The following is a 12888-nucleotide window of genomic DNA, read 5'->3' as shown; positions in this document are numbered from 1 at the left end:
AATATAGAAAACTTTTGTTAGTGATTGGGCTTACTTTTTCTCCTCTTCTCCCTAAAACCAATCGAAAACAAAAAATCATGATGATGCCTCACTTCAGAGACCATCGCTGAAAAGATGGATTAATATCTTGCATGGTTTATCGCAAGAATTCCTCAGCAGGGCCAGAAGACAGGAATGAATAGAGGCTCCTAAGTCACAGGACAGTACCCTAATTTCACAGAAATAATTCATCATAGATAAAAAGACTACGACAGACGGATCTTGCCGTCATCGTAGTCAGTAGTTAACGATCTCAGTTAAAGATGGCCAAATTATTCCGAATCAAACATATCCTTCATCCGACCAAAGAAAGAATGATCATCTTTCTTGATCTCCTTGCCCGATTCTTTGGCTAGGGCTTCATACAATTCACGTTCGCGTTTATTTAATTGTTTAGGAGTGACGATGGTCACTTCAACGTGTTGGTCACCCGTTCGCGTCCCACGTATATTGCTAGCACCCTTGCCTCTTAAACGGAAACTGGTTCCGGTTTGGGTTCCGGCCGGAATCTTAAGTTTAACGGCACCATGAACAGTTGGAACTTTCACTTCATCGCCTAAGGCAGCTTGAACGAATGAGATGGGTAGACTATAGTAAATTTCGGTTCCTTCACGGACAAATTCTTTGCTCGGTTCAACCACAAAGACGACATATAAATCACCATAAGGTCCACCATTCTTACCCGCTTCACCTTGACCACTTAAGCGAAGTTGTTGACCGTCTTCCACCCCTGCGGGAACGGATACTTTAACCGAATGTTCTTTACTTTCAATCCCTGAACCATGACAGGTTTCACATTTTTCTTTGATCTCTTTACCTGTGCCTTGGCAGACTGGACAGACGGTTTGAGTCATAACCCGACCAAATGGTGTATTCTGTTCCACTTGAACCGCTCCACTACCATGACAGCGAGAACAGGTAACGGGTGAAGTCCCTTCTTTAGCCCCGGTACCATGACAAGTATGGCACTCTTCTTGACGATGATACTTAATCGTCTTCTCGGTACCAAAGATAGCATCTTCAAAACTGATATTTAAGCGATATTGTAAATCGGCTCCCTTGCTCGGCGCATTGGCCCGCTGTCTGCTACGTCCACCACCGCCAAAGAAAGAGTCGAAGATATCTTCGAAGCCAGTAAATTGACTGGATCCTGTATTAAAGCCACCGAAACCTCCAAAGCCTCCAAAACCAGCTCCAAAGTTAGGATCTGTCGAAGCATGTCCATATTGATCATAGGCTGCTCTTTTTTGGTCATCACTCAGGACTTCATAGGCTTCTGCAATTTCCTTGAATTTCTCCTCAGCGCCAGCTTCTTTATTAATATCAGGATGGTATTTTTTTGATAATTTACGATAGGCTTTCTTTATCTCACTATCTGAGGCGTCACGGGAGACACCTAAGACATCATAATAATCTCTTTTATCAGCCATTCGTTTCCCTCCTTTTATTTAAGATAGCCAAGGGATCCCCCTTGGCTATTTAAAATCGATCTTCTAAGAAAGATTACTCTTCATCGTCAACTTCTTCAAATTCAGCATCGACCACATTGTCATCTGAACTTGATTCAGTTTGATCGCTATTAGCTTGCGCATCTTGGGTTGCTTGAGCAGCTTGTTCATATAATTTAACGGATAAGTTTTGTACGACTTCAGTTAAAGCATCACGTTTAGATTTGATTTCTTCTAAATCATTGGCATCAATCGCTGCTTGTAATTCATCACGGGCAGTTTCAGCTTTCTTCACTTCTTCTTCAGATACTTTATCCTTAAGTTCTTCTAAAGTCTTATTGGTAGTGAAGATTAATTGATCAGCTTCGTTGCGAAGATCAGCTTCTTCACGACGTTTCTTATCAGATTCTGCATTGGCTTCAGCATCTTTAATCATACGATCGATTTCTTCATCGGTCAGACCTGAAGAAGATTTAATGGTAATCGATTGTTCTTTTTGAGTGCCTAAGTCTTTAGCAGAGACATTCACAATACCATTCTTATCGATATCAAAGGTCACTTCGATTTGTGGAATACCACGTGGAGCTGCCGGAATATCAGTTAATTGGAAACGACCCAAAGTCTTGTTATCGGCCGCCATTTCACGTTCCCCTTGTAGCACGTGAACATCTACAGCTGGTTGATTGTCGGCAGCGGTCGAGAACACTTGTGATTTTGAGGTTGGGATGGTGGTGTTACGATCAATCAGTTTAGTGAAGACCCCACCCATTGTTTCGATACCTAATGACAATGGTGTAACGTCTAGAAGAACGATATCTTTGACATCCCCAGAAATAACGCCACCTTGAATGGCAGCTCCCATGGCTACAACTTCATCTGGGTTCACTGATTTATTAGGTTCTTTACCTGTTTCTTTACGAACGGCTTCGACCACTGCTGGAATACGGGTAGATCCACCGACCAAGATAACTTGGTCTAAATCAGAAGCAGACAGACCTGCATCTTTCAAGGCTTGACGCACTGGTTTCTTCGTTCTTTCAACCAGTTCATCAGTCAGTTCATCAAATTTCGCCCGGGTTAAGCTCGTTTCTAAATGCAATGGACCATCAGCAGAAGCAGTAATGAATGGTAAGCTAATTTGAGTGCTCGTTACCCCAGATAAATCTTTTTTAGCTTTTTCGGCAGCATCTTTCAAACGTTGCATTGCCATTTTATCTTTGGATAAGTCGATGCCTTGAGCTTTCTTGAAGTCTTCGACGAGATAGTCAATAATTTTGTTATCGAAGTCATCCCCACCTAATTGGTTATCACCAGAGGTAGATAATACATCGAAGACACCTTCACCGAGTTCTAGGATAGACACGTCAAAGGTACCCCCACCAAGGTCGAATACCAAGATTTTTTCGTCTTCTTCAGTCTTATCTAGACCGTAAGCTAAAGCAGCGGCTGTCGGTTCGTTGACAATCCGTTCAACTTCTAAACCGGCGATTTTACCAGCATCTTTCGTTGCTTGACGTTGAGCATCATTGAAATAGGCTGGTACGGTGATAACAGCCTTAGTAACTTTCTCACCTAAATAATCTTCGGCATATCCTTTAAGATATTGTAGAATCATGGCTGAGATTTCTTGCGGTGTATAGTCTTTACCACCCATGGATACTTTGTAAGAACCTTCACCCATATGACGTTTAATAGATGAAACAGTATCTGGATTAGTTACTGCTTGGCGCTTAGCTACTTCACCGACTTGAACTTCATCATTCTTGAAAGCAACCACAGATGGAGTTGTACGATTACCTTCTGGGTTTGGAATAATTTTAGCTTCGCCGCCTTCTAAGACTGAAACGGCAGAGTTAGTAGTACCTAAGTCAATTCCGATAATTTTAGACATAATATCTATCTCCTTTTTCTTAATTATTTATCTTCTGCGTTGGAAGTTTCTTCTGCAACAATGACCATGGCTGGTCGAAGAATACGATCATCTAATTGATAACCTTTTTGTAATACTTGCATCACGGTGTTGGCTGGATACTGGTCGCCCCCGGGCATCACACTGATAGCTTGATGTAGGTTTGGATCAAACTCTTGTCCTAGAGGATCAACTACAGTGATTTTCTCCTGGTTAAAGGCTGCAATGAATTGCTTGTGCACCATTTCCACGCCTTGCTTAAGTGCTTGAGCATCTTCTGATGTCGTCTCCGTCGCCAAAGCTCGTTCCAAATTATCAAGAACTTCTAACAGATTGCTGGCTAAGTTTTGTGACCGATATTTGGCCGCTAGAGAACGCTCACGTGCATTTCTTTTCTGAATGTTATTGATCTCGGCTTGCAAGCGCAAGGTTCGATCTTCTAACTCCTCATTCTTTGCTTGTAATTGCTCAATTAAATCAGGCTCTTTCTCAGTTGCTTCCATCTGTGAATCTACTGATTCAGTGGCCTGAGCCTCTGTCTCTTGAATCAAATCTTCTTCTGTCATCCTTGACTCAGTATCTTGACTTTGATTGTCCTTAGTTTCTTGCTGGGTTGAATCTATATTTTCAACCTCTTCTTCATGCTGCTTATGTGCTTCATGTTCACTCATAGTCACCCTCCTCAAATTAATTCATAAATTTAGCTGTCATTTGTTGCATAATCGAGATGACTCGATCATAATGCATCGTTGACGGTCCCACTAAACCTATACAGATCCGCTGGTGACCATAGTTAAATTTGACATATACAATAGAAATATTGGCTAAAGTTTGAGGTGCAAATTCAAAACCAAATAACACATTGACGCCATTTTTGCCTTGTTCAATCAAATCGTATAATTCTTTAGAACCATCGATGAGTTGAAACAAATGTTTCATCGTTGAAACACTCAATTGAGTCTCCATTAAATCAAATAGATTTAACTTGCCAATCACTTTATATTGGTGGGTCTTCAATTGCCTTAAAGTCTGTTCCACTAGATCCGAAACATCAATCTGATAACCGATTAAGCGTTGAATTTGTAATGGAATCGAAAGCTTCAAACGCTGATAAGCTTCTTCTAATAAAGAACCTTTCAGCTCCTCATTGATCAATTGATTCACCTTATCAATCTCTTCTAGAGATAATGCCATCGGTAGATCAATAATTTGATGATCTAGCCGACCTGAATCGACGACCAACATTGCAATCACTCGATTACCGGCAATCGGTACGAGTTTCAATTCTTCAAAATAATGACGTTCATTATTCTGCCTTAAGATAAAACCACTGTATCCAGAATGTTCCACCAGCATTTCAAGCACCAATTGACCAAGCTGACTGGGATCATAATAATCCTCGGCCATTAACCGTTCAACAGCCAACAAATCTTCGTGTTTAAAAGTCGGTGCATCCTGGGTATACATAAGACCTTGGACGTAATAACGATAGCCTTCATTCGAAGGAATCCGGCCACTAGAACTATGGGCTTTATTCAGAAAGCCTTCCTGTTCTAGTGCCACCATATCATTACGAATTGTCGCGGGACTGACTGTTAAATAGGATTCTTTTAACAGGGTCTTAGAACCAATCGGTTCCTCAAAGCGACTATAAAGTTCAATAATGAGTTGTAACACTTCCTTTTGTCTTTGGGTTAACATGTATTCACCTCTTTGTTAGCACTCGAATTATTAAAGTGCTAACTGTCATTATAATAACCCTTTCCCATAAGATTGTCAAGGTAAAACCCTGCTTTTTAGTAAAAAAATTAGCACTCTGCATAACAAAGTGCTAATCCTCTAATTGGTCTTCAGTTCCTGAATAAAATGAGAAGCCTTCCCCGAGTACTTGCTGAACGTCGGTAATCGTCACAAAGGCGCGAGGATCGATATCATAGATAATTTTTTGGGTAGGGAGAATCTGAAATCGATTAACTACAATATATAGACTGTTACGCTGTTTCTTAGAATAATAGCCGTAGCCATTCAAGATAGTCACGCCTCGATTGATTTCTTCGGTAATCTTCTTGGCAATTTCTTCATGGTGGTCTGAAATAATCAAGAAAGCGCGCTTCGGATTCGATCCTTCCAGTAAGAAATTCATAATCTTACTAGTAGTATAAAGAGCGATTACCGTGAGAACTCCTTTTTCTAAGCCAATAGCATAGGTTAAAGGAATGACAATCATACAATCGATCATCAAGAGAGCAATCGGAATACTAATGCCTACATATTTATTCATAATCATGGCAATAATGTCAGACCCTGCAGTCGTACCACGACCATAAATAACTAAACTGATACCCACTCCAATTAGGAAACCTGAAGCAACGGAAGCTAATAGGGTATTTGAAGGAATAAATAAAGGTAAATGAATATAATGCAAGAAGAAAGACAAAGCAAAGATGGAAAGAAAGGTGTAATAAATCGTAATTCGATCCAAGTATTTCCAGCCAATAAAGATGACCAGACTATTAATGATAATATTGGAGAGGGCCGGTTTAATGCCAAGCGTATAATAGAATAATAAGGTCAGACCAGTAACGCCCCCCTCACCCAATTCATTGGGAATGTTAATCGAATTTAAGGCAATCGCAAAAATTAAAGACCCTAATAAAACTAGAAAAATTGACCGTAAGGTTTGTTTCATGTTAAGCCTCCTAATCACAAGACTTAAAAAAATTCATCGCTTGAATCTTATCTTGTTCTAATTGTTGCACAAGTTCATCTGCAGAATTAAATTTAATCTCACCACGTAAATAACGATGCCAGCGAATCTTAACGCTGCGACCATAAATATCCTCATCAAAATCAAAAATATTAATCTCACAGCGCAAACCACGCTTACCTGCAAAGCTAATATTATAACCAATAGAAGCCATCCCCTGATACCAACGCTGGTTATAATAAAATTCGACGACATAAATTCCTAAACCTGGTAAGAGTTCTTGAGAAGAGGTCTCAATATTTGCTGTCGGATACCCCATCTTACGACCACGTTTATCCCCATGAATCACAATACCTGAAGTCTGGTAAGCATAACCTAATTCATGATTAGCCAGTTCAATTTGCCCGTCACTTAATAATTCCTTGATTGATGAAGAACCAATCTTATGTTGGTGCATCACTTGTTCTTCAACTTTGATAATCTCAAAACGACCCCGACTATGGTCAATCAGTGTATCCATATTGGCAATTTCTTTCGGACCATAAGTATAATCAAATCCAGCCACCACGACTCGGCTATGAAGTCCGACGATATAGTTGTCAACAAATTCTTGCGGTTTTTGATGGCCAAAATTGTGATCATAGCGCACGATATAGAGAATATCTACCCCTAGGTCTTCCATTAACTCAATTTTACGTTTGAGTGTAGACAAATAAGTGACCGAATAAGGTGAAATCCCCGTGTAAATAATCTTCGGATGCTGATCAAAGGTCATGACGGCTAAAGGAATCTGTTCTTGTCGGGCCCGAATTCTAGCTTGCTCGATGACCGTCTGATGACCCAAATGCACCCCGTCAAAAAAACCCAAAGCCATTACTAAGGGTTGGGAGAAGATTTGCGCCGAATCATAGGGATGGCTTAAATAAATTACTTGCATAGTCACACTCTTTCTATCGAAACATTTTTCGTGGTTTAATCCATCCTGGTCGTTGAGGATGGCCATAATACATTGCTACTAGGCGGTCTTGGTAGATTAAACAACAGGGTTGATCAATCAAAGAACCAAAATAGTCAGCCGGTAAGACACTACCGTGTTTCACTAATTCATAATCATGTTCACTAATCGTCAGTTGAGGGAACTCAGTCAAAGCTGTTTCAATCGGCTGGATATATTCTTCGATTCGCCCCTCTTGGTAGACTTGTTCAATTTCAGCTAAAGTTAATGCTTGTTGGTCATGATAGCCTGAACTCGCTAAGCGCTCCAAGGCCGACATATGAGCTGGATAACCGAGCGCGCGACCAATATCAACCGCCAAGGTACGGACAAAAGTTCCCTTACTGCACTCAACGTCAAATTTCCAGGAACAGGATTGGCTGTCCGCATCATACTTAATTGGACTCAATCGATTGAGTTGATATATCTCAATCTGGCGTTGCGGTCGTTCCACTTTCATACCTTGACGTGCATATTCATATAACTTGCGTCCGTTCACTTTAACTGCCGAATAATAAGGAGGGATTTGGGTTATCTTCCCTTTAAATGTCGCCATAACTGAATCAACCAGCGACTCATCAAGTGCTTGCAAGACAGGTTTTCTTTCAACGAGCTTACCAGTATGATCTTCCGTCTCCGTTGACCAACCTAGCGTCACTTCTCCTTGATAAATTTTGTGACCAGACATCAGAAATTCAACCAGCTTCGTCGCTTGACCTAAACAGACTACCAGGACTCCTTCAACTTCCGGATCTAGAGTACCTGTATGGCCGATTTTTTTCATTCTTAGAATTTTTCTTAATTTAAAGACGACATCATGACTGGTCATACCGGCTTCTTTCCAGACGACTAATATTCCATCTAACATCTCATCACCTCTGTGCATGGGATTATTATATCAAAGTTCATCTACAGCCTCTATGAAAATTAAAAGATATTGGAATATTTGCTTAAAAAATAATGAATTCAGCTGAAATTCTTTAATCTAACTCAGCCTGATCGGCAACATTCGACGATTTTATTAGCAGCTTAACGATTAATAAGCTAGCCACTTTATGCTAATCAGTATTGAGCCAAAGTCTACATATATATAGAAGTAAAAATCCTCAGCTCAACCAACTTCATCATACAGCAAAAAGACCAAGTGTTCACTGTCAAATTAGAACAGCAAACACTTGGTCGATCATTGATAAGCTAGTGAGCTTAGCCCGATTAATCCTGGTCTTCTTAATGCAATTTATCTAGCAACTGATCAATGCGTTGACCATAGTCAATTGAGCTGTCACGGACAAATTTAATTTCAGGCGCCTTATACAGTTTAATTCGTTTGGCAATTTCTTTGCGGACTAAACCAGTGGCGGCATCTAAACCAGCTTGGGTCTTTTGTCTTTCGCCAGCCTTGTCGGACAAAGTAGAGAAATATACGGTCGCTTCAGATAAATCGCCCGTTAAATCGACATCGGTAATCGTCACCCCTTCTACTCGGGGATCCTTGACCACGCGCATTAATATGTCGCTAATTTCTTTGAGAATTTCTTGTCTTACTCGTCCCACCCGATAGTTTGTCATGGTGACATCCTCCTTTGTATTTATTTACGTTCGATTTCAACCATATGATAGGCTTCAATCACATCATCAACTTTAATATCATTAAAGCTTTCTAACATAATACCACATTCGAAGCCTTTCTTCACTTCACGTGCATCATCTTGGAATCGTTTAAGGCTAGCAATTTCGCCGTCATGAATCACAATATTGTCACGAATCAAACGGACTTGGCTATTACGTTGAATGTAACCATCAGTCACAAATGCTCCGGCAATGGTTCCAACCTTAGATACGACGAAGGTTTCACGGACTTGAGCCTGACCTTGAATTTCTTCTTCAAATTCTGGATCGAGTAGGCCTTTCATCGCGGATTCGATTTCTTCAATCGCTTGATAAATCACCCGGTACAAGCGAATATCGACTTCTTGGCTTTCAGCTTGTGAACGCGCTTGAGCGGTTGGTCGAACATTGAAACCAACGATAATCGCTTCAGAAGCCACAGCTAATGATACGTCTGATTCATTGATAGCACCGACGGCACTATGGACAATGGATACATTGACCCCTTCCACTTGAATTTTTTGCAGGGAAGCGGCCAAAGCTTCTACAGATCCTTGGACATCCGCCTTGATAATAATATTCACCGTCTTAAGTTCGCCCTCTTGTAAGCTTTGGAAGAGATTATCTAAGGTCACTTTCTGGTTAGCATTGCGTGATTCTTGCAAGGCTTTTTGAGCACGTTCTTCACCGGCTTGACGGGCAGTCTTCTCATCTTCAAAGACTACAAATAAATCTCCGGCTTGTGGCGCATCATTGAGCCCCGTAATTTCAACTGGCGTTGATGGACCAGCGTGTTTAATTCGACGTCCTTGATCATTGACCATGGTTCTTACTCGTCCATACGTATTACCAATCACAATTGGATCACCAATATTTAAAGTTCCATTTTGTACTAGAAGGGTCGCTGTGGGTCCTTGACCCTTGTCCAAACGGGCTTCAATCACAGAACCTACTGCCATTCTTTCTGGATTCGCCTGTAATTCTCGAACCTCAGCCACTAACAGAATCATCTCTAAAAGTTCTTCGATATTCTTATTAAATTTGGCCGAGATTTCAACAAAGATAGTGTCTCCGCCCCATTCTTCAGGAATTAAACCATGCTCGGTTAATTCTTGCTTGACCCGATCAGGATTGGCGGTTGGTTTGTCAATCTTATTGACCGCTACAATAACTGGAACCTCAGCGGCTTTAGCATGGTTAATCGCTTCTACGGTTTGAGGCATGACGCCGTCATCGGCAGCAACGACGATGATAGCAATATCGGTCACATCGGCACCACGCGCCCGCATAGTGGTAAAGGCCTCATGTCCAGGAGTATCTAAGAAAGTGATAATTTTACCATCACTATTAATTTGATATGCCCCAATATGTTGAGTAATACCGCCCGCTTCTCCTTCAGTCACTCGACTATGGCGCAGTTGATCTAGCAAGGTGGTCTTTCCATGGTCGACATGCCCCATAATCGTAACCACTGCGGGACGTTCTTCAAGTTGGTCCACATTCTCTTCATCTTCTTCGAAGAATTGATCCAAGTCAGTCATATCAATGACTACTTTTTCTTTGGCTTCAACGCCATATTCTAAGGCAATTAATTCGATGACATCTTTGGATAGGGCTTGGTTTTGATTAGCCATTACCCCAAGCATCATTAATTTCTTAATGATTTCTGTCGCATCTCGGTGGAAGATTTTAGCAATATCTTGGATATTCATGCCTTCACTGTATTCGAATACTTCTGGCAAATCTTTATGCTTACGTTTGGTAATGCCTTTTGAAGGTGTTTCGGCTTGTGGACGACGATGTCCTCGGCGATGGCGGCGACGACGAAGCGGCTCATCTTTAGAATGAGAATCTTGACCACGATGAGTTTGCGATTGGTCCGCTCTTTGTCCCTTCTGGCGGTGATCTTTACGTTGCGAAGAACGTTTTTTCTGACTCGCTTCTTGGGCAGATTCCTTATGTTTTCCGTCTTTTTGGCTTTCTTTTCGGGCCTTTCCTTGTTTAGTCTTGGACGGTCCTTTTTGTTCGGTTTGCTTAGTTTTTTTGTCGGATTTTGGGCTAGCCTTTACGCTAGGTCCTGAACTTTTCAATGCCTTTAGTAGAATGTCTTGTTCCTTATCTGTCATTGAAGACATGTGACTACCAAATTCAAGGCCTTTCTTCTTAGCTAATTCAAGAATTTCTTTACTCGAATGGTTATTTTCTTTTGCAAATTCATAGATGCGTTTTGATGTCATGAAATCACCTTCCTGTTATTCATTCATATACGTTCTTCTCCAGTCTGATAAGATAAAAATTTCGCCGACATTCCTCGATCTGTAATTCCTAAGATGGACCGACTCTTATTCAGAGCATGACTTAATTCATCTCGCGTAAAATTATTTATGCAGGGAACATGGTGGACTTGGCTTAAACGTTGATAACGACTATAAGTCGCTTGACTAATATCTTTGGCTAGGATGATACAGGCGACTTTATCACGCTTCACAGCTTTCTCTACCGCTTCATCTCCGTGCACAAGCTTGCCTGCTCTTAAAGCCAAACCCAATAATTTTAATGCTTTATCATGATTCATTGAATAATTCTTTCCTTGCTTTTTGCCGGTCAACATATTCATAGAGTTCATCATAGAACGCTTCACTAATGCTCATGCCAAAGACTTTATCAAAAGTTTTTTGTTTTTTAGCTTTCTGTACGAGTTTAGGTTCTAAACCAACATAGGCGCCGCGACCATTTTGTTTTCCAGTGGGATCAATAAAAATCTCGCCCTCTTTATTTTTTACAATTCGCACGAGTTCTTTTTTAGGAAACATCTCTTGAGAAACGACACAACGGCGCATGGGAATTTTTTTAGTTTTTTGTCCTTGTTTTGCCATCGATCTTCCTCTTTTCTATTCTATTTCTGTCTCAGAATCTTCTATAGTCTCTGAATCGTCTTCTAAAGCAAGCTCATCATTATCAATGGTTGCTGAATCAATCTCATCCACTGAGTCTGAGGCTAAATTGCTATTCTCATTGGTCAGCGTTGAATCTTCGCTTACTAGATTCATTTCATTTGCTGGGTCTAATTCTTCATTTTCCACATCAGCCAGAATCTCTTCCTTAGGTTCTTCTTGTAACTCGGTTAAATATTCTTCATAGGCTGATTCTGATTTAATATCAATTTTGTGACCAGTGAGTCGAGCTGCTAACCGTGCATTTTGTCCTTTTTTACCGATGGCTAAGGATAATTGATAATCTGGCACCACGACTAAAGCCACGTTATCTTCTTCCTGGAAGAATACATCGACCACATCTGCAGGATTCATGGCGTTCTTAATAAAGATGGATGGATCTTCATGATATTCAATAATATCCATATTCTCGCCATGCAGTTCACTGACTATCGTTTGAACCCGTTGACCGCCTTGGCCGACACATGTTCCTACTGGATCCACCTGAGGATCTCTAGAGCGAACAGCGACCTTGGCTCGGTCGCCAGCTTCACGAGCGATGGCCATGATTTCAACAATCCCTTCATAAATCTCAGGAACTTGTTGCTCAAATAGACGGCGAAGGAAATCTTCATGAGAACGACTCACTACAATCTGTGGTCCTCGAGTAGTCTTATCCACTTTGACCACATACACTTTAATCCGCTGGTCCATGGTAAAGGTTTCGCCCGGAATTTGTTCACGAATTGGCATAACCGCTTCTACCTTACCTAAATTCACATAGACAAAACGGTTATCAATGCGTTCGATCGTTCCAGTTAATATTTCATCTTCATATTGGATATATTCATTGTAAATAATATCGCGTTCAGCTTCGCGAATCCGTTGCATGACAACATGTTTTGCTGTTTGCGTGGCAATCCGACCGAAATCCTTGGGTGTGACTTCAAATTTAATATGGTCGCCAATTTCGTAAACTCGATTAATTTGACGAGCTTCTTCTAAACTAATCTCTAAAGTAGAATCAAAATTAGTTTCTACTACTTCCTTGACTGAATAGACTTTAATATCGCCTGTTTCTAGATTGAAATCTACTTCAACATTCTGAGCTTGGCCATAATTTTTCTTATAGGCCAATTCTAAGGCCGTTTCTAAGGCTTCCTTGATAATTTCACGATTAATCCCTTTTTCTTCTTCTAATAGATCCATGGCTTGAACTAGTTCTTTGCTCATTCTATCACCTCAAATAT

12 protein-coding genes are annotated in these 12888 nt (G+C 40.7%); all 12 read right to left on the bottom strand.

Annotated features, from left to right (window positions below; translation table 11 throughout):
- Positions 1 to 311: 311 nt before the first annotated feature.
- The 12 genes from dnaJ to nusA all read right to left on the bottom strand — a co-directional run bounded on the left by dnaJ (position 312) and on the right by nusA (position 12871).
- Positions 312 to 1469 (bottom strand): molecular chaperone DnaJ, encoded by a 1158-nt coding sequence (gene dnaJ, locus BMX34_RS00745; RefSeq protein ID WP_092569774.1) that lies wholly within the window; start codon positions 1467 to 1469, stop codon positions 312 to 314.
- A gap of 73 nt (positions 1470 to 1542) precedes the next feature.
- The gene (dnaK, locus tag BMX34_RS00740) at positions 1543 to 3378 is read right to left on the bottom strand and encodes a molecular chaperone DnaK (RefSeq protein WP_092569772.1); all 1836 of its coding nucleotides are present in this window, start codon (positions 3376 to 3378) and stop codon (positions 1543 to 1545) included.
- Between the two features lie 23 nt (positions 3379 to 3401).
- Positions 3402 to 4067, bottom strand: coding sequence for a nucleotide exchange factor GrpE (grpE, locus tag BMX34_RS00735; RefSeq protein WP_092569770.1), 666 nt, complete (start codon positions 4065 to 4067; stop codon positions 3402 to 3404).
- A 16-nt stretch (positions 4068 to 4083) separates the two neighbouring features.
- Positions 4084 to 5097, bottom strand: a complete 1014-nt coding sequence (gene hrcA / locus BMX34_RS00730; RefSeq protein ID WP_092569768.1) for a heat-inducible transcriptional repressor HrcA — start codon at positions 5095 to 5097, stop codon at positions 4084 to 4086.
- A gap of 130 nt (positions 5098 to 5227) precedes the next feature.
- Positions 5228 to 6085, bottom strand: a complete 858-nt coding sequence (locus tag BMX34_RS00725) for a YitT family protein (protein ID WP_092569766.1) — start codon at positions 6083 to 6085, stop codon at positions 5228 to 5230.
- Between the two features lie 10 nt (positions 6086 to 6095).
- Positions 6096 to 7040 (bottom strand): riboflavin biosynthesis protein RibF, encoded by a 945-nt coding sequence (ribF, locus tag BMX34_RS00720; RefSeq protein ID WP_092569764.1) that lies wholly within the window; start codon positions 7038 to 7040, stop codon positions 6096 to 6098.
- Between the two features lie 13 nt (positions 7041 to 7053).
- A complete protein-coding gene (gene truB, locus BMX34_RS00715; RefSeq protein ID WP_092569761.1) occupies positions 7054 to 7965 on the bottom strand; it encodes a tRNA pseudouridine(55) synthase TruB in 912 nt (303 codons plus the stop codon).
- 359 nt (positions 7966 to 8324) lie between these two features.
- Positions 8325 to 8666 carry a 30S ribosome-binding factor RbfA gene (gene rbfA / locus BMX34_RS00710; protein ID WP_092569759.1) on the bottom strand — a complete coding sequence of 114 codons (342 nt, stop codon included), beginning with the start codon at positions 8664 to 8666 and terminating at the stop codon, positions 8325 to 8327.
- Positions 8667 to 8686: 20 nt separating this feature from the next.
- Entirely contained in the window at positions 8687 to 10942 is a 2256-nt protein-coding gene (infB, locus tag BMX34_RS00705; RefSeq protein WP_092569757.1) for a translation initiation factor IF-2, read from the bottom strand.
- 23 nt (positions 10943 to 10965) lie between these two features.
- On the bottom strand, positions 10966 to 11280 hold the full coding sequence (locus BMX34_RS00700) for a L7Ae/L30e/S12e/Gadd45 family ribosomal protein (RefSeq protein ID WP_092569755.1): 315 nt from the start codon (positions 11278 to 11280) through the stop codon (positions 10966 to 10968).
- Entirely contained in the window at positions 11270 to 11581 is a 312-nt protein-coding gene (rnpM, locus tag BMX34_RS00695) for an RNase P modulator RnpM (protein ID WP_092569753.1), read from the bottom strand. Before rnpM ends, BMX34_RS00700 begins: the two co-directional genes overlap by 11 nt.
- A 15-nt stretch (positions 11582 to 11596) precedes the next feature.
- Complete coding sequence (nusA, locus tag BMX34_RS00690) at positions 11597 to 12871, bottom strand: transcription termination factor NusA (RefSeq protein ID WP_092569751.1); 1275 nt, start codon at positions 12869 to 12871, stop codon at positions 11597 to 11599.
- Between the last annotated feature and the right edge of the window lie 17 nt (positions 12872 to 12888).

The sequence above is a fragment of the Ignavigranum ruoffiae genome (assembly GCF_900110675.1).
Taxonomy (GTDB): Bacteria; Bacillota; Bacilli; order Lactobacillales; family Aerococcaceae; genus Ignavigranum; species Ignavigranum ruoffiae.
Note: the sequence above shows the minus strand (reverse complement) of the source record. Positions and strands in the feature narration are given on the sequence as shown.